Below are 17,736 nucleotides of genomic sequence, written 5' to 3' on the forward strand. Positions count from 1 at the left end.
TACTTTTCTCTAATTCTGAATTATTCGATTCAACCTTTCTGCCTCTCTCATTGCAGAAAGGGCTTTGGCTTTATCTCCTAGTTTATATAAAAGATTTCCATAAGTGTCCCAATAGTTGAAATCCCCTTTATTTCTTTCTACTAATTGCCTTGCTATCTCCACTGCTTCGTATAAGTGCAGTTTATTATTACTGTGAAGAAAAACGCTACTCCAAAGTTGATTATTTAAGGCTGCATCTGCTAGCCAGTCACTTTTGTCCACCCCATATTTTCTAAATTTCATTAAGAAATAGTGAACGTGATAATCCCAACTCTTTATTTTTTCGTAATAGACAATTTTAGAATCTAACACTAATCGATCTGCAGTCAGACTGTCATATTCTCGAGAGATATTATTATTAATTAGCTGCCATTGTTCTTCCTTGAAACCTTCTTTGCTGTATACTATTGGATCTATTTCAGTTTTTCTGATAAAAATGTCACGAACTTTAGTAACAAGCTTTTCGCCGTAAATTGAATCAATAAAGCGTTGATTTGAAAAAAAGAAATTCCTAATTTTATTAAATTGATTTGGATAATCAATAATCAAACTTGCCACACTTTGTACATTATCTTTCTTGGTCAATCCCCAGTTTGGTTCTTTTTCTAGGTACCCATAAACATAATCACTTCCTACTTTTTCATAAATTTTAAAGTCTCCAATTTGTTTCGCATGTCTTAATATTGGGGAATACAACGAAGCATTCTTAGAAAATGATTTAAGGTTTCGAATTGTCGTGTAAAATTGACTTGAACTATCTAAGGTCTTTCGAAGAATATTCACCAATTCCTCTTTTGTTTTAATCCTACTTCTTTATGCAAAATCGTTCCTTCTGAAGAAAAAAATAACAAAGTAGGATATGATCTAATTTCAAATGAATCTTTAAACATTCTTGAAGTTAGATACATACTCTTTGTAGATTTACTATCCTTAGTTGTCGTATCTGCCTGCATTTTCAATAAAACATAGTTTGTGTCAATTAATTTTATAATGTCACTATCTAGAAATAATTTATCTAATTGTTTGCAAGGTTTACACCACGTTGCGCCGTAGTCGACAATTATAAATTTATCACTAGCTCGTGATTTTGTAAGAGCTTCACTCCAACTTTTTGCTTTAAAGGTATAAGATTGAGAAAAATGCGAGTAGGTAAAAAAGCCAATACTAGTAATCCTCCCCAATATTTAATTAAGTTATAATTACTCATTTATTAATTATTTATGAAATCATTATGCAGTTGTCTAAATAACTTATTAAACAGCTTAGGTCGATATTGGATGACAAAAGGATCACGCCGTGCTCTAGTATCCTAAGTTCTGCTCTAACTTAGGATTTAAGAGGATATCGTTAGAAGGTATAGGATACAATTGATCAGTCGTAACCCAAATACCACCTTTTTTGAGATGTCACACTGCTCATTATATTATCTATTATATCATACCTTTTTAGATCAAGCCATCTATGTCCCCATTCAGTAAATAATTCAATTTTTCGCTCCTGAATTATAGCCATCAATGCTTCTTCTTTATTCAAACTGTTTGGCAAATTGGGTAAGCTTCCTGGAATGTTATCTCTCGCTCTTGCCCTAAGCAAATTAACATCAGAAATGCCATCTTCTATATTTCCTTGCATTACCCGGGCTTCTGCTCGAATCAAATACTGCTCTGCTAATCGTAACACCATTAAATATTCTGTAACAGCAAGACCATTTGTCGCATTTTTATATTTCGTTGGATAAAAATAATCTCCAGTAATGTCTGAATAGACACTAGTCCAAATTTCTTTTCTTCTATCACCAATCTCAAAAGCATTAACCAAATAAGGGGAGAGAAATACTGGATTTGATGAATTGTTAGGCCCTGTGGATGGTAAAATAAAGATTCTTGCATCTTCCGTATTCCAATTACTATTTACAGGTTGTAGCTGCCATATAGCTTCTTTGCTGTTTTTCAAGAACACATTCTCGAGCTCGGTTAGGCCATAAAAGGAATCTTGGGTTATTATCTCTGTTGATTTTGAAATTGCTTTGCTATACTCTTTATTATATAAATAAGCTCTAGCTAGCATAGCTGAGGCAGCATATTTGTTTGGCCTAATTCGTTCAGAAGAAACTTTGAGCAAAGTTCTATCTAAATAGTCTTTACTCAAAAATTGCTCCGCTTCTTCTAGATCCTTTATTATTGACGCGATCACTTCGCTTTTAGGAGATCTTGATAAACCAGAATTAATCTTATAATCAGTTCCGTGGATTAAAGGTACATCTCCATAGATATTAATTAAATACCAATACAATAAGGCCCGCATAAATTTTGCTTCGCTTAAGAGTTGCTTTTGTACAATAGCAGATATGGATGTATTATTATTCAATCCTTCAATCATAGAATTACATACAAACAAATGAGAATAAATTATACTCCAAAATTCATACCCTCCCGTGTTAACACTTAAGTCATTTCGATAAAATGCGAGTAACTGTAAGCTACCCACGCTTGAATGTAACGAGAGTTCATCGGCAGAAAGGCCTGCATATATACTAAAGGTGGTTAATCCTCCACTTCCTAAGTATCCATCGCTACTAATTTTTGAGTATAGATAGGTCATTGCGGAGATGGCAGTACTATTACTTTGAAAGACGTTTTTTGATTAACAGTAGTAACTGGTGCCGAAACCTCAATTAGCTTCCTGCAACTTGATATCAACAAAATGCATAACAGTATTATACTCCTAGACAAGATATTTTTGTTTATGAATAACTTCATGACGTCATTTTATATGGTTAATTAAAGAATTGCATTGACTCCAAAAGTGAATACTTTAAGTGGAGGCAGTGATGTCGAGCTTCGGCTCTCAGGATCTAACCCGTCATAGTTTGTAAAAGTTGCAAGATTTTGCGCGTTAATAAATAGTTTACAATTACTAAAATGAAGTTTGGCTATTAATTTTTTGGAATAGTCCAATATAGTGAAACATTTTTAAGCCGAAGAAAAGAGGCATCGCCAATGGCAAGATTACTGTTTCTGTAATTTGATAATGCATCTCCAACATTAGAATTCGTGCTAAAGCGCTGGTATTTTGAGTTGTCACCTACCTTTTGCCAACGATCTAAAACAGACGTAGATTGATTGCCATATCCTGAATTGAAATTGCCAGGAATAACATCATTAAAGAATGTGGGAGCAATCTGTTTCACATATTGAAATAAAAAGCTTAGTTCAACATTATTGAATCGTATATTATTTTCCAATCCTCCATAAAATTTGATATCAGGATTGTATATATATGTTCTATCGGTAGCATAATCGGGTGAAAAGGTTGGGTTTCCTTCTACTGAGACAAAGATGTATTTGCCCGTTGTTGGGTCTACCCCTGTTGATGTGTACGCGCGTGCAGTATTAATGGATTTCCCTATAATTAGGTATGAATATGTTGATTTCTCAAGGTTCTGAAATTTCAATAATTTATTCCTAGGAATTGTCAAGTTTGCATTTGTGGACCACTTGAAACTCTTATTTTTTATATTATCTGAGTTAATCTGAAATTCCCAAGAAGTATTTTGAAGAGTTGCGGGAAAATTTGAAATAACTGAAATAAAACCGGTAGTTGTAGGCAACGAAAAGCTTAACAGTTGATTAGACGATCTATTTCGGATGAAGGCTGTGGTTATGTATATGCTATTGAAAAGACCCAACTCCATTCCTAATTGTACTTTTTTTTGTCTGTTCCCATTGTATATGTGAATTAGGAAGGCCTAAAGGTTCTAGACCAATAATATTCTGATATGGAACACCAGTAGAATATGGGGAGTACAAGTTCATAAACCGGTAATTACCTTTGGTCATTCCCAGTGGTTCCATAACTTGCCTTAAATTTACCAAAACTTAGCCACCTCCATTTTTCTCTTATCACTTTCTCATTAGAAAAAATCCAAGCTATTCCAAGCGATCCAAAATTCTCATAAAGATTCTCAGAACCAAACCTGCTGCTTCCATCTCTTCTAACGTTAAAATTCATCACATAACGATCGTCCCAATTATAATTTATTCTACCGAAGATGGCATTATAATTATATCTTGAGTTTACTGAACTAAGTACTTGAATAGCTGCTGCTGATCTAATATCCTCTAACACCTCGTCGCTAATAAAATTACTACCTCTCAATTCTTGGCCCAAGTTTAGGTTTTTTTGAATTGTCCCACCAAGGAATGCGTTAAGTTCACCACGAGCGATTTTAAGGGAATAATTTAACTGAGGTTCAATTATAAAGGTAGTAATACTGCTTTTGGTATAAAATGCTGAATTTGAAGCAGTTGCCATTACTTCTGGGCGTCTGGCTTTTTTGGATTGGTTGTTACTTCATCTGTTTCTAATCTATTAAACCCTACGGCGGTGGAAAAATTCAATTTGTCCCAAATTCTATAACTAAAATTAATATTACTTAATAAGTTTATTGATTGACTTCTATATCTATTTAAATTTGCGGCTAATGGATTATTTATTGTAGAAGTTCCTGAAGGGTTGGGAGCCCAGTTTAAACTTCCGTCAGAATTTATCAAGGAGGGGACTATTGGTGCTAGTGTAATTGCTAATCTAGTAAGATCGGTAGGTCTCAATTGGTTATCGTCGTATAATATGTTATTAGAAAATTGGATTTTAAATCTTTCATCGATACTTCGATGGTCAAAATTAAATCTTATAGAAACTTTTCTATCGGAGAAATTCCCAGGACTCACCGAACTTTCTTTATGATAGCTACCTGCCAATAAAAATGAATTTGAAAAGTTACCACCAGATAAGCTAACAGAGGCATCAAGATAGTGGGCAGTATGTCCAATTAGTTCTTTTGCCAATCCGTATTTTGGGTTGTGTCCCAAAACCCATTTAAATCATAATCAGTTGATGAAATTGAACCGTTATCATTAACTAAGGCCTCCCTTCGCATTTGCAAATACTGTTTGTTGTCAAGCAAATCCAATCTTTTTGTAACTTTTGCCCAACCATTTCTTAAGTTTATTTCTAATTTAGTTCTACCTGATTTACCCTTTTTTAAGGTTATCAATATCGCCCCATTCGCAGCTCGTGATCCATAAATTGAAGTTGCATCAGCATCTTTTAATATTTCAATACTTTCAATGTCGTTGGGATTTATAAAACTAAGAGGGTTACCCCCACCAGCCGGATTTGATCCTCCGCCTCCAGTTGATGAAGACCCTAGCGGTCCACCAACAGTTGTTGGTAGCATTTGGGAGGCATATGGAACTCCATCAATAATAAATAGAGGATCATTGCTATTCCCAATACTATTTTGTCCTTGTATTTTGACTGTAATTCCACCACCTGGCAGCCCAGTGGTTTGAGTCACTACTAAACCAGGAACCCTACCTTGTAGAGCAAGTAATGGATTGTTTACTGGCTGTCTTTCGATTTCTTTTCCAGTTACTTGTCCAACATTGCTAGCGCTAAATTTACGTTTTTCATCATAGTAGCCTTTGCGTATTATTACTTCTTGCAAACTTGTTTCCTTTCGTTTAACAACTAGATTCAAATTTCTGGCTTCCAATATTTTTACTTCCAAAGTTTCGATCGATATTCCAGACACTATAATTACTTCGTCATTATTCACATTTTTAAGAAAAAAACTCCCTCGGCGTTAGTTAGTACAGTGATTGATTTGTCCTTTAACATAACAGTTAACCCCTCTACAGGGTCTCCTTCCTCATTGATCACGCGACCACGTACATCGATAGGTAGCGGGAGATTAGAAAGTGCCGCTGTATGTATTTTTGTATTCGCTTAATTATAGTAATGGTTTTCCCTTTAATAGCGTAATCGAGTGGTAAATCTTTTAAGATCAGCCTCAACACTTCTTCAATGCTGGCCGATTGAATTTTTACGGTGATGGTCTTTGTCTGGTCGACTGAAGAGGCAATGAAAAATACATAGGGAGTTTGCTTTTCAATAGCGCCACAAACCATCCCCAGCGATTGATTTTTGATATCCAGGGTAATTTGTTGGCCGTAGATGTTTCCCTTTGTCTGGATAATGCCGACCAATAATAATAGTAGAGTTAGTTTCATAACTTTTCCTATTTGTGCGTTCAGGTTGTTGATAGCAAGATGTGCCGTTGTTGACCAGTACCTGTCTGTTTTGAGTTCATAAGTAGATTTTATACGGTTTACCCCATTAAATTCCATGGCAAACCCTTTGCTGGCTGCAAGTTCATGCATAGCTTTGGTGTGTTAAAATGAGTAATAAACGATTCCTGTTGTTACGTTTTAACCTAAACCACTACGGTCGCACCCGGCAGTGGTTTTCTTTTTGAGTGGTTAACGTTTGATCGCGTGAGGGGATCTGATACCGTTTATAGGCATAGATTCGAGACTAATGGACCAAAAAGTCAATGGGGCGAATCGATCGGATAGAAATAACAGGAACGTATTTGATTAACTAGCATGAACTGAAGAGGTCTTCGGGTAAGCACATACGGGAATTTGAATGTCTGTCTCATGATTGGTTGGGTTGCTTTGTTTGAAGGATAAGGCCAGGTTAACTACTGCAGAGGTTCTACCCAGCTGCAATGATCTATAATAATGAACAATTGGGCGATCTTGAAAATGAACACCTGAAGTAAAAGGTAAAACGGAAGGTAGAGACCAACCGTTACCGTTGTTTCCTCATTCTGCTCCAAAAATGGGCTCTCCCCATGTATTCCAATAGTTGACTTTATTACAGGATAATTTTATTCCCTGAAACGGTAAATTCAACTTGATTCAATCTTAAAATGTCCAACACATCTTCCAGGGATAAACTTCGCTCCATTTTGCCGGTAAAATTGAGGACCGGAACTGGCCGCGTGTACACCACTTCAACATTGTACCACCTAGCAAGCTGCCTGGCCACCGCTCTAATATCGGCCTTTGAGAAGTAGAAGAAGCCTCTCGCAAATGCCGTGGCTTCCTCTACATTGGCGTCTGGTATTAAGGTAAGATTTTCATGGTTATACAGCGTTTGTTGCCCAGGCCTAAGAATAGTTTCCTTCTTTTGTCCCAACACGTTTGCTGACAATAATATTGAACCCTCTACCAGGGTTGCCTTGCTGGCCGGCTCATCCGGGTAGGCATTAATGGCGAACTTGGTCCCTAAAACCTCAATTTCAGATTGATCCGGCATTCTTACTATGAATGGGCGATTCTTCATTTTTGCTACTTCCAGGTACACCTCGCCAGTAACGCTGATGAATCTGTTTTTTCTGAAAAAGAAGTAGGGTAGGTAACGGAAGAAGCCGCGTTGAGCCAAATAATTGTCCCATCGCTGAGACGCAATTTGTATTGGCCCCCAACTGGTGTGCGCAATGTATTTCTTTCAATGCCTTTAGTTTTCAACCCACGTTGGTCCTCGTAAGTGATAACACCTTTACGGGCGTTTAAGATAGCCGTGCTTTCCTGTAATGTTATTTTCTCCGAAGCAATAGTATCTAAAGCAATTTGCTTCCCATTCGCTAACACCAGCACGGCCTTATTGCCACCGGGTAATGGTGCTTCAGCAATAGTCGTTTTGTCAATAATTTCAGGTTGCCTACTTCTGAAGTTAATAATCCAATAAGTAGAAAATAAAACAATCACAACGGCTGCAGCCGACGCTATTCTTTTAGCCCACAAGCTCATTGCTTTTCTATTGTCCACTTGAACGACTTCAGCTCCAGGAAGTTCAAATAGTCTTTCACGTAATTTTGCTTCAACAATAGCTTTGCGAGTATTGATCTGCGCGATACCTGATAATTGCTCTTTGAGAACGTCGCTATTTTGCAAAGCAACAGCAGCTTCCTCGTTTCGTTTACTCTGCTGAATCCATGCATCAAGCTCAGCCCGTTCGTCCAAGGAAATTTCCCCTTGTAACAAACGCATCCATAGGTAAGTGGATCTTTCCAGGTTAATTTTCAAAACGATTACTTATTTGTATAACGACGAGCTACCCCTTCGAATATTTCAAAAATTAAAGGAAAAATATTATTGAGATAATAAAGTCGAAATATCAGGAGTGGACGGCGCAATAAATGAGGGGTAAGAACGCGCTGGCCCTGGTATGATGTAGTTTGATTTTCAATCGACTGAGTGCACGCAGTCGTTGGGTAACGACTGTTTGATAAGGTTTCGCCAGGATATCCCCAATTTCCGTAATAGATTTATTTTCAAAGTACTGCAGTTCCAAAATCCGCCGGTATTTCTCAGGCAACCCTTCTATGGCTTGATAAAGCTGTACAATAGTTTCGGCAACTGTCACCTCGGCTTGCATCTCCTCAAAAGAACTTATTTCGTCTGTTGGCTGGAATAAATATTCCAACTGAGGGCCCGCCGCCTTAATCACCTGTTGATGCCTGAAATAATCATAGCAACGGTTCCGGACAGTTACATAGAGGTATGCTTTGACATCTCTAACCTGATGAAAATCACCTCTCTTCTCCCAATACGTGCAAAGAACATCCATGATAATGTCTTCTGCCTGAGCCTCGTTCTGCACAATGGATTTAGCAAGGCTGGTCAAAGGAGTATATACTTCCTCAAATAGCGCATTAAACCGTTCACGTTCTCTTTTTCACGTTCGGACAAGGCATAAGCAGGCCTTACGGAAATAGGGAATACAGGCGTAGGGTGATCGTCGCCCTCACCATTATCAGAAATGGTGAGGAGGCGCTTTAAAATAAATTTTTCCCTTATAGTCTCCCAGCGACTTCGGATGATCCCCAACTGTTGAATCAATAATTCTCTATGTGGAAGAGAAAGCCTAACCATTATCAATAGTTAATTAGTTTTGACGGGTAAATGTACTAATATCCTCAAAATCATAACAATAGTATATCACGCAACCAAATTTGGCACCAGATAATAGAAAGGTGGTTTGAAAAAGTTAACGACTGACTAACGGTGAATTAAGGATATGGGGAAATTTCAAAAAATAAGGTGGGTAAACCGACGCACAAGCAGCCACAAAATAGTGAAAAACTGGTATAATCCTTTGTTTTGTATTGTTTTTTAAGATCAAAAATGACTTTTTTCACATATCACCTAGCAATAAAATTCACTCTTGAATTAATCCGTGTTCCATATCTATTCAATATTTCTGTTGTTTTTTTGAAATATATCGAAAGGCCAATCGTCTTAGAATCAAAAAATATTATGAAATTCAGGTGCTCCGTTTTTGTATTTATTGGACTGCTTATTATATCCTCCATTGCAAATGCTCAGTCCGATTTTTCCGGATCTTGGATATTAAATTCAACAGAACATGTATCCGGCCCCGAATATGCCAATGCGTTGGCCAAACAAGTAAACATTCAACAAAGAGATTCGCTCTTTGTTGAAACCATTAGTGTAGGAACTGAAGGTAAAGACATAATTAATGCACATACCCTCTCCATGAGTGGAACATCAGTAACTTATATTAACCCTACAAGTAAAAGAAAAATCGTAAGAAGTTTGACTTGGTCAGAAGATAAAACAAAGCTCACTATTACTTCAGTTTATTCCATGCCAGAAAATGAAAACAAAATTGATCTGACAAGAATCGAAATATGGCAATTATCAAAAGATGGGATGCAATTGAACATAGATAAGAAATCAATAGAGGCAAAAGGCGATAGTTGGGAAGTAAGAGGCATATTTATTAAACAATAGTTCCTTCGTGATTTGGAGGCCGTAAAAACTAATCATATTGCTTGATACTAAAGCTCTCGTAGTATAATAATAAAATATGCAAGGCAAATAGTAAATGAAAAAAATATTCTTACTTGTCGTTCTATTCGATAGTCTTATTAAAATTTCTGCGCAAGATTATAAGAATTCTAAACTGCCAATTAATCAAAGAGTTAAGGATTTGCTTTCCAGAATGACCCTTGAAGAAAAGGTTGCCCAGTTGCAAACGAACCACGCCAATGTAAGTACGCTTACAGAGGCGATTCTGACCAATTCTACCAAAATGGATTCCATTTATGGCAATGGCCTAGGTATGATCAATCCCGCATTTGACGCTACCAAAGAACAAGTGATCAATAGGCACAATGCCCTCCAGCAATATCTTAAGACTAAAACAAGACTCGGCATCCCCGTGATCTTTATTGATGAAGCGCACCATGGCTTGTTGGCTAGGGAAACCACCGTATTTCCGCATAGCATTGGCCTGTCCTGTTCCTGGGACACTGTCCTGCTTCGTAATGTTTACAATTATATTGCCCGACAATCGGCCATCTGGGGTACCAACTTGGTGCTAACACCAGTTGTTGATGTGTGTCGTGATCCCCGCTGGGGGCGTACGGGAGAAACGCTGGGCGAAGATCCCTTCCTAACAGGTTCGCTGGGCAGCGCAATGGTACAAGGCTTCCAGGGCAGCCAGGATGGTTCTATTGCCCCGGGGCATGTAGCGGCAACACTCAAACATTTTGCTGGCTATGGTCAAACGGAAGGGGGCGTAAACCAAGCTCCGTCCAATTATTCGCTCCGCACGTTCTGGGAGGCACACCTGGAATCTTTTAGGATATGTATACAAAACGCCAAGCCGGCGGCCATCATGGCCTCTTATAACGAAATAGACGGCATTCCCGCCCATGCCAATAGCTGGTTGCTGCGGGATGTGTTACGGGGAGAATGGGGCTTTAAAGGGGTTGTAGTGTCGGATTGGTATGGTATTGATCAACTGTGGAATAAGCATTATATCGCTGCTAATGAGCCTGCAGCAGCTCTGAAAGCCTTCAAGGCAGGCGTGACGCTGACCTCCCGAATGGCAGGAACTACAGGCATCTCATCCAACTCGTAAAAGATAAGAATCTGCGCATGGCAGAACTGGATAGTGCCGTAACAGCCGTGTTAAGGCTTAAGTTCGCAATGGGATTGTTTGAACAAGGGTCTATGGATGCCGCTAAAGTGCAAGAAAGCATCACCAATCCCGAAGGGCGTGAGTTAGCGCTCAAAGCGGCTGAAGAATCGATCGTACTGCTCAAAAACGACAATAATTTGCTGCCTCTGAAGAAAGACCAGTATAAAAAGATCGCCGTAATAGGACCCTGTGCCGCCGTCAACTATCTTGGCGATTATTCCGGTATCCCCCTGCACAATACCAGTCTTTTGAAGGCATTCGGGAGAAAGTGGGTACCGCCGCCGAAGTGATCTATGCCAAAGGTGTCAACCTTACCACCAATGGCGATACCATTAGCCAGAACAATTACCAGTATATAAATAAAATTAGCCTGCCCACAGTGGCCGATAATCAACGTCTGATCAATGAAGCGGTACAAGTGGCGAAGCAATGCGATATTATCATCCTCGCCATTGGTGAGAACGAACAGTTTTCCCGTGAATCCTGGCTGTCAGACCACTTTGGTGATATGGCAGATCTAAATCTCCAAAGCCAGCAGGAAGACCTTGTAAAAGCCTTGGCAGCTACTGGCAAGCCGCTAATCGTTTACTTGGTACATGGCCGTCCTTTAACCATCAACTGGATTAATGATCATATACCTGCCTTAGTGGACGGTTGGTTCATGGGTGAGCAAGCGGGCCAGGCTGCTGCCAACATACTCTTTGGTGATGTTTGTCCTTCTGGCAAGCTCACCATCACTTATCCCCGTTCAGTAGGCCAAATACCCATGTATTATAACCATAAGCCCGGAGCGCAGTTCTTCGAATACGTGACAGAAAAGAACACGCCACTTTTCCCATTTGGACATGGCCTCAGTTACACTAGTTTTCAATATTCCTCTCCGAGATTGTCAGATACAGTTTTGACAAGGAATAGTACGGTAATAGTATCCCTGGATATCACCAATACCGGCACCCTGAAAGGAGACGAGATTGTGCAATTGTACATCCATCAGAAAATGGCATCCGTCACCCGGCCGGTAAAAGAACTGAAAGGATTTGCGCGGGTTACACTGGCGCCAGGAGAGAAGAAAACGGTTCAATTTACATTGGATGCTACCAAATTGGCATTTTGGGATTCAGAACTAAAATACCGGACAGAAACATCCACTATTGAAGTAATGACCGGCAAAAACTCAAATAACTTGCAGAAGATAAATCTAACGATTGAAAATTAAGCACATCTATAATTGACTAAGGCGCTATAAATGTTTCTTAAGCTCACATAGATATCTCTCTACAACAGAATACCCAAGAATAGATGATAAATCCCAAATCCATCATTTACTTATCAGAACTTAGATATGAATCTTAAATCCATGAGAACAGTTTAAGAAATCTACAGTCAATACATAAACATAAAATAACATTAATGAAAATCAAATTATTAATCGCAATCTACATCCTCGCCAGGGCAAATACTTTTGGCCAGAGCATCATAGATACGAATACTATTAATAATTGGCCTAAACTCCAAAACCCCAAACTAAGCAATAATGCAAATTACTTTTCATATCAGCTTAAAAGCAATAACAATACATCAAATTTTTTAGTGGTTCAATCAACTAAAACCAATACTTCTAATCATTTTCAAGAGTATGATGACATATTCTTTACAGGTGATAGCCAAAATGCACTTCTCCAAAAAAAAAAGATTCACTATTTAAGTACGGTCTCGAAAATAAAAGGCTAAGATTCATTGAAAAAGTAAATGATCTCTATTTCAGTCGAAACGCAAGTAAAATATGGTATGCTTATTCGGTAAAATCAATTCCAGGAAGAATTGTAGTTAAAAATATTTCCGATAAAACATCTTTAACCTTTGACTCAGTTAAACATGTACAATTTGAGAATAATGCTAACACGGTAATACTTCATTGTGAATCAAGAAAGGGGGATTGGGTGAACCTACAATTAATTAAGTGCTCATTGGAAAAACTAATAATTGATACAATTTGGATAAGCAGTCAAAGAGGCAATCAAAGAATTTCTAATATTTCCGAATCAGAGAATGGAAAACAATTGCTTTTTCGACAACAAGTTCTAAGGCGGTGGAGATTTTCGTTTTTGATGTAGAGAGGAATTTCATGAAATCGATTAATGATTCGCTTATTAACACATTATATCCAAATTTTCGCATTAGTGATACTAAATTAGATCTTTCGGATAATGGACAAACGGTATTATTTAATCTTGAGTACAACCTTCCTCAATCATTAAACTTATCTTCATCTAACGATAACGTAAATGTAGAAATTTGGCATTATGAAGATTTAAAAATTAAACCTGTATTAAATAAGCAGAAGGAGTTTCAAAATCACTTCCTCGCAGCCATAAATTTGCAATCGAACCTATTGATTAAATTAGAATCGTCGGAAGAGTCATTTGTAGCAATTTCTGAATTAGGAAACTTTGCTATCACTAATACAAATGCCTTTAATACAGAGCCTTGGCTTGAAGGGTACAAGAAAAAAAAATACAACGTTACGTCACTAACAAATGGAGAAAAGCACTTTATTAAAAATGACGATCGAAGTGATCCATTTTTTACGCCAGATTGTAAATATGTTATTTTTTTTTATAAGCAGGATGGTAAATATTATTCATTGAGCCTGACAAATTATGAGACCAAGTTAATATCCTCTAATGTAACCTTCTTTAATGAATATTATAAATACTTAATACCATCCGGTCATTGCCCTGATATAGGAGTAGCAACTTTTATTAAATCGACTAACTCATTTTTAGCATATGACAACCATGACATTTGGCTTCTTGATCCATTGGGCGTGTCAGAACCAATTTGTGTAACAAACTTTTTTGGAAGAAACAATAATATTAAACTAAGACTCATTGAAACAAAAATTAAACCATCTGTTTCAGAAGACATTTTCGTCACATCGGTCAATGAGCAAACAAAAGAGAATGGATTCTATTCCTTTAAAATAAATGCGAATAGTATTCCAAAATTGCTTTATAAATGTTCTTGTTTAATATATACTGAAGAATCCCAATTCCGCCGTCTGCTTTTCACCTAACTTACTCAAATTTAATAATAAAAGCACGCAATGCAAAGTCATGGATTGTACAGCGAATGAATAGTACGACTTTCCCCAATTTTCATATAACATCTGACTTTAAACAATTTAATCAGCTGACCTATTTGGCCCCACATACCATATACAATTGGCCAAAAAGTGAACTATTCACATGGAAATCAAGTGAAGGTAAATCCTTACAAGGAGTCTTATATAAGCCATCAAATTTTAATGCAAAAGAAAAATATCCGCTAATAATCAACTTTTATGAACAGCTTTCGCATCGATTAAACGAATTTCCCACCCCTGACCTTACAAGCGACAACATCAATATTCCATGGTTCGTTAGCAGAGGGTATCTTGTATTTACACCAGATATTAGCCTAGGTTTAGCAGCAGGAAGTAATAAGACTAACGCTCAAAATGCATTTGACGCTATAATGTCGTCAATTAGGGAACTAAATAAACAACCTTGGATTGATTCGGAAAAAGTAGGAATTCAAGGTCATAGTATGGCTGGCGGATGCACGAATTATATAATTACACAAACTAACTACTTTAAAGCAGCAGTTGAAGCGGCTGGCACTAGTGATCAGATAAGTTCATATTTAAGATTATCTGGGGCATTAGGCAATCCTGAAAATCAAATCATGAACTTTTTTGAATTTGGGCAGGGTCGTATGGGGGCATCACCTTGGGAAAGGCAAGATTTGTACTTAAGTAGTAGCCCTATTCTATTGGCAAAAAACATAGTGACCCCATTATTGATTATGCACAATAAAGAGGATTATGCCGTTCCATGGATGCAAGGTGTTGAGATGTTTCTGGCATTGAGACGATTAAAAAGAAAGCCTGGCTATTAGAATATCAAGGGCAAAAACACAATTTAAGAAATGAAAGTGCATATGATTTTACCATACGGATTACGCAATATTTTGATCACTATCTTAAAAATAAGATTGCCCCGAAATGGATGACAACTCCTGCAACTATGGGTACATCAATTTCACCTAATAACTATGATTTGGATTCGACAAATCAAATGCACTAATATCATTATCGCAATTGTAATACTCTCCAAGTTTAAAACTCTTCCCTATTTTGGGGGCAGATGTAAAACCTAAAGCAAGTTGAGCTACTTTAGGTCAAAAATCGCTTGTAAAAATATTCCACTACCCAAGGCACAAGCAAAACCATGTGAATTGGCGAACATTTAGTTTAGCGAATGCATTAGCTTGTATTTGATCTAACCTGGATATAGGAATCTTCCTGCATAAGACTGATTGCAGATCATTACAAACGCAGGTTCCGAACCAGAAAGGTGTGTCTCCGAGTAGCCTAAAAATCGTATTGTTTAGTTGCCTAATTTTGCTTTAAGCCGTAGTGATGGCTTGTGTTTTTTTCCACTGGTGGGGTAAGAGTTTCCTGAGTTGCGCGGTAGTCATCTCGTTGATGTTATGACTAAGCACTTCGCGGAGCCACTCATAAGGGTTTACGGTATTAAGTTTGCAGGTAACCAGCAGCGAGTATAAGAGGCCTGCTCTTTTGGCCGCTTCATGCGAGCCACAGAACAGTGTGTCTCCGAGTAGCCTAAAAAATCGTATTGTTTAGTTGCCTAATTTTGCTTTAAGCCGTAGTGATGGCTTGTGTTTTTTCCACTGGTGGGGTAAGAGTTTCCTGAGTTGCCCGGTAGTCATCTCGTTGATGTTATGACTAAGCACTTCGCGGAGCCACTCATAAGGGTTTACGGTATTAAGTTTGCAGGTAACCAGCAGCGAGTATAAGAGGCCTGCTCTTTTGGCCGCTTCATGCGAGCCACAGAACAGGTAGTTTTTGCGTCCGACAGCCAGGTTTTTCATACAGCGCTCTATGGGATTATTATCAATATGCAAATGATTAGTAGAGGCATAGAGACTTAAGCCGTCCCAGCGTTTGATGCTGTAAGCTATAGCCTGTGCTATAGGGCTTTTCGGTTTTAGCTTTACATACTCCTGCTTCATCCACTCTCCCAGTTCTTTTAAAATAGGCACAGATTGTTCTGTCCGCCGCACTTTGATCTGGTCCGGGTTGAGCTGCTCTTCTCTACATTGCTCCTCGATCTTATAAAGCTTCGCTATCTCGGTCAAAGCATATTCTGCCCGAACTTTATCATTGCCTTTCGCCTCATAAAAATGACGGCGGGCATGGGCCATACAAAAGAACACATGTATTCCTTTGATGTCCAACTCTTCATAGACATCATAACCATCTACCTGCAAGTGACCCTTAAAATGTTGTAAGATATGTTTGGCGTGTACCTCCGAGTAGCTAAAAATTAAGATATTATAAAAAGTTTACTTTTTGGGCTTATCAAAAATGTAAACGTATGGAACAAAAGCAATCAAGTGGCTTATCGAAGGAGCAAAAAATGTTCGCGTTGATAGCTGAACATGAAGCCAGTTCGATGACAGTAAAAGATTTTTGTGAGTTGTATGATCTTTCACCTGGTACATATCACTACTGGCAGAAGAAATATCACGCCCGGTTGGAAGATAAGCCGATGGAGAATCAAAGTAGTTTCACTTTGCTAACAGTGACAGGGCAGCAAGAGGTTTCCATTTCCCAGGATCTCTTTGCGGAATACCGGGGCATCCGTTTTTACCGGGAGCCATCTGTGAGTTTTTTAAAAGCTTTAATCAGTTAACTTATGTTACAGATCAACAACGGCACCCATTACTGGTTGTATCATAAGTGGGCGGATGTAAGGAAGAGTTTTGACGGTTTGAGCGGGCTTGTTACCAACGAACTGGGAATGGAAATTCAGACGGGTGATGTATTTATCTTTTGAACAAACGGCAAACGCACCTGAAGGCGTTAGAATGGGAAGGGGATGGTTTTAGCTTATACTATAAGCGATTAGAGGAAGGTACCTTTGAGTTACCGGCAGGTATTATGGAAGGCACTCACAGTAGTATTACGGCTAAACAATTAAGTATGATCTTACAGGGCGTTTCTTTGAAGAAAGCGTTTTTCGAAAGCGGTACATCGGTACGATGTAATCCTTATGGATCATGGGTTGAATATATTTGACGTTGCCATCGAAAAATGGCAACGTTTTTTATTTTAAGAAAACAGGCCGGGTTATCCACATTTTTGGTGCTGTTTTTTAAAATCATTTTTGAATGCGGGTTTATCCACGCATCGGCTGTATAACTTTCGGTTATACGATATAGCTTAAATGCATAGCCGGGCTATCTTTGTATAATGTCAGCAGCAGCAGAAAATATAGATTACAAAGCGCTCTATGAGCAACTGCTTCCAATGCTGCAACTACAGCAACAAAATAATGGACAATTACTACAAAACAACCAGGAGCTATTACAAAGCAATAAAGAATTACGCGATCAGGTAACGCAGCTTCAATATCAATTGTATCAACTAACGAAGTTACTGGGTGGTTTTAAGACTGAGAAGTTTGTTCCTTCCCTTTACAGCAACAGCAGGAATTAGGCCTTTCCTTTGAGCAGGGGTATAAAGCAACCAACCTTGCTGATGTTCAAAAGATAAGTTACGTAAAGCAAAAACAGGTTCAACGGGAAAACGGGTTAGCCAATGCCTTTCCGGATCATCTACGGGTGGAAGAGACCGTGATAGAGCCTCCGGAAGATGTGAGCGGATGCGAGAAGGTGGGAGAAGAAGTAAAGGAACAGCTTGGCTGGAAGCCGGGAGAAATATTTCTCCAACGTACTATTATCCCTCAGTATAAATGCTCTGTAGCA

General features: G+C 38.3%; 22 protein-coding genes and 2 pseudogenes. 10 read left to right on the forward strand and 14 right to left on the reverse strand.

The features are described 5' to 3' along the window. Window positions 1-9: 9 nt before the first annotated feature. The 12 genes from RS881_RS37190 to RS881_RS37245 form a co-directional block, all read right to left on the reverse strand. On the reverse strand, window positions 10-825 hold the full coding sequence (locus RS881_RS37190; protein ID WP_315815393.1) for a tetratricopeptide repeat protein: 816 nt from the start codon (window positions 823-825) through the stop codon (window positions 10-12). Then, window positions 819-1,220 (reverse strand): thioredoxin family protein, encoded by a 402-nt coding sequence (locus tag RS881_RS37195; RefSeq protein WP_315815394.1) that lies wholly within the window; start codon window positions 1,218-1,220, stop codon window positions 819-821. The genes RS881_RS37190 and RS881_RS37195 overlap by 7 nt, the downstream gene beginning before the upstream one ends. A gap of 190 nt (window positions 1,221-1,410) precedes the next feature. After that, a complete protein-coding gene (locus RS881_RS37200) occupies window positions 1,411-2,640 on the reverse strand; it encodes a RagB/SusD family nutrient uptake outer membrane protein (protein ID WP_315815395.1) in 1,230 nt (409 codons plus the stop codon). A gap of 334 nt (window positions 2,641-2,974) precedes the next feature. After that, window positions 2,975-3,649 (reverse strand): SusC/RagA family TonB-linked outer membrane protein, encoded by a 675-nt coding sequence (locus tag RS881_RS37205; RefSeq protein ID WP_315815396.1) that lies wholly within the window; start codon window positions 3,647-3,649, stop codon window positions 2,975-2,977. A 215-nt stretch (window positions 3,650-3,864) separates the two neighbouring features. Next, window positions 3,865-4,353 (reverse strand): TonB-dependent receptor, encoded by a 489-nt coding sequence (locus RS881_RS37210; protein ID WP_315815397.1) that lies wholly within the window; start codon window positions 4,351-4,353, stop codon window positions 3,865-3,867. Next, the gene (locus RS881_RS37215) at window positions 4,353-4,886 is read right to left on the reverse strand and encodes a hypothetical protein (protein WP_315815398.1); all 534 of its coding nucleotides are present in this window, start codon (window positions 4,884-4,886) and stop codon (window positions 4,353-4,355) included. Before RS881_RS37215 ends, RS881_RS37210 begins: the two co-directional genes overlap by 1 nt. After that, window positions 4,871-5,659, reverse strand: a complete 789-nt coding sequence (locus RS881_RS37220) for a TonB-dependent receptor plug domain-containing protein (protein ID WP_315815399.1) — start codon at window positions 5,657-5,659, stop codon at window positions 4,871-4,873. Before RS881_RS37220 ends, RS881_RS37215 begins: the two co-directional genes overlap by 16 nt. 100 nt (window positions 5,660-5,759) lie before the next feature. Next, window positions 5,760-6,263 carry an STN domain-containing protein gene (locus tag RS881_RS37225; RefSeq protein ID WP_315815400.1) on the reverse strand — a complete coding sequence of 168 codons (504 nt, stop codon included), beginning with the start codon at window positions 6,261-6,263 and terminating at the stop codon, window positions 5,760-5,762. 499 nt (window positions 6,264-6,762) lie between these two features. After that, complete coding sequence (locus RS881_RS37230) at window positions 6,763-7,254, reverse strand: FecR family protein (RefSeq protein WP_315815401.1); 492 nt, start codon at window positions 7,252-7,254, stop codon at window positions 6,763-6,765. Next, window positions 7,239-7,976, reverse strand: coding sequence for a hypothetical protein (locus tag RS881_RS37235; RefSeq protein ID WP_315815402.1), 738 nt, complete (start codon window positions 7,974-7,976; stop codon window positions 7,239-7,241). The genes RS881_RS37230 and RS881_RS37235 overlap by 16 nt, the downstream gene beginning before the upstream one ends. 91 nt (window positions 7,977-8,067) lie before the next feature. Beyond that, window positions 8,068-8,577 (reverse strand): RNA polymerase sigma factor, encoded by a 510-nt coding sequence (locus tag RS881_RS37240; protein ID WP_315815403.1) that lies wholly within the window; start codon window positions 8,575-8,577, stop codon window positions 8,068-8,070. Beyond that, window positions 8,574-8,780 carry a hypothetical protein gene (locus RS881_RS37245; RefSeq protein ID WP_315815404.1) on the reverse strand — a complete coding sequence of 69 codons (207 nt, stop codon included), beginning with the start codon at window positions 8,778-8,780 and terminating at the stop codon, window positions 8,574-8,576. Before RS881_RS37245 ends, RS881_RS37240 begins: the two co-directional genes overlap by 4 nt. 384 nt (window positions 8,781-9,164) lie before the next feature. On the opposite strand from RS881_RS37245, the gene RS881_RS37250 reads away from it, so the two are divergent. The 7 genes and pseudogenes from RS881_RS37250 to RS881_RS37280 all read left to right on the forward strand — a co-directional run bounded on the left by RS881_RS37250 (window position 9,165) and on the right by RS881_RS37280 (window position 14,841). Beyond that, window positions 9,165-9,707: a hypothetical protein gene (locus RS881_RS37250; protein WP_315815405.1), complete on the forward strand. Its 543-nt coding sequence runs from the start codon at window positions 9,165-9,167 to the stop codon at window positions 9,705-9,707. A gap of 238 nt (window positions 9,708-9,945) precedes the next feature. After that, window positions 9,946-10,842, forward strand: a complete 897-nt coding sequence (locus RS881_RS37255) for a glycoside hydrolase family 3 protein (RefSeq protein WP_315815406.1) — start codon at window positions 9,946-9,948, stop codon at window positions 10,840-10,842. A 92-nt stretch (window positions 10,843-10,934) separates the two neighbouring features. Then, window positions 10,935-11,701: pseudogene (locus RS881_RS37260) on the forward strand (glycoside hydrolase family 3 C-terminal domain-containing protein); the annotation flags it as partial. Window positions 11,702-11,875: 174 nt separating this feature from the next. Continuing rightward, on the forward strand, window positions 11,876-12,118 hold the full coding sequence (locus RS881_RS37265; RefSeq protein ID WP_315824725.1) for a fibronectin type III-like domain-contianing protein: 243 nt from the start codon (window positions 11,876-11,878) through the stop codon (window positions 12,116-12,118). A 194-nt stretch (window positions 12,119-12,312) separates the two neighbouring features. Beyond that, window positions 12,313-12,633, forward strand: coding sequence for a hypothetical protein (locus RS881_RS37270; RefSeq protein WP_315815407.1), 321 nt, complete (start codon window positions 12,313-12,315; stop codon window positions 12,631-12,633). A 394-nt stretch (window positions 12,634-13,027) separates the two neighbouring features. Continuing rightward, the gene (locus RS881_RS37275) at window positions 13,028-13,978 is read left to right on the forward strand and encodes a hypothetical protein (RefSeq protein WP_315815408.1); all 951 of its coding nucleotides are present in this window, start codon (window positions 13,028-13,030) and stop codon (window positions 13,976-13,978) included. Between the two features lie 56 nt (window positions 13,979-14,034). After that, window positions 14,035-14,841, forward strand: coding sequence for an alpha/beta hydrolase family protein (locus RS881_RS37280; RefSeq protein WP_315815409.1), 807 nt, complete (start codon window positions 14,035-14,037; stop codon window positions 14,839-14,841). A gap of 510 nt (window positions 14,842-15,351) precedes the next feature. Here the strand turns inward: RS881_RS37280 and RS881_RS60430 are convergent. Together RS881_RS60430 and tnpC are read right to left on the reverse strand one after the other, a co-directional pair. Beyond that, window positions 15,352-15,582 (reverse strand): transposase domain-containing protein, encoded by a 231-nt coding sequence (locus RS881_RS60430; protein ID WP_350340286.1) that lies wholly within the window; start codon window positions 15,580-15,582, stop codon window positions 15,352-15,354. A 3-nt stretch (window positions 15,583-15,585) separates the two neighbouring features. Continuing rightward, window positions 15,586-16,236 carry an IS66 family transposase gene (gene tnpC / locus RS881_RS37285; RefSeq protein ID WP_315815410.1) on the reverse strand — a complete coding sequence of 217 codons (651 nt, stop codon included), beginning with the start codon at window positions 16,234-16,236 and terminating at the stop codon, window positions 15,586-15,588. 107 nt (window positions 16,237-16,343) lie between these two features. On the opposite strand from tnpC, the gene tnpA reads away from it, so the two are divergent. From tnpA to RS881_RS37300, 3 genes and pseudogenes are all read left to right on the forward strand, one after another. Next, window positions 16,344-16,661: an IS66 family insertion sequence element accessory protein TnpA gene (gene tnpA, locus RS881_RS37290; RefSeq protein ID WP_315814461.1), complete on the forward strand. Its 318-nt coding sequence runs from the start codon at window positions 16,344-16,346 to the stop codon at window positions 16,659-16,661. Between the two features lie 3 nt (window positions 16,662-16,664). Continuing rightward, window positions 16,665-17,047: pseudogene (tnpB, locus tag RS881_RS60435) on the forward strand (IS66 family insertion sequence element accessory protein TnpB). Between the two features lie 174 nt (window positions 17,048-17,221). Beyond that, window positions 17,222-17,467: a hypothetical protein gene (locus tag RS881_RS37300; protein ID WP_315815411.1), complete on the forward strand. Its 246-nt coding sequence runs from the start codon at window positions 17,222-17,224 to the stop codon at window positions 17,465-17,467. Window positions 17,468-17,736 lie beyond the last annotated feature (269 nt).

It is taken from the genome of Paraflavitalea speifideaquila (genome assembly GCF_032395985.1).
GTDB classification, from domain to species: domain Bacteria; phylum Bacteroidota; class Bacteroidia; order Chitinophagales; family Chitinophagaceae; genus Paraflavitalea; species Paraflavitalea speifideaquila.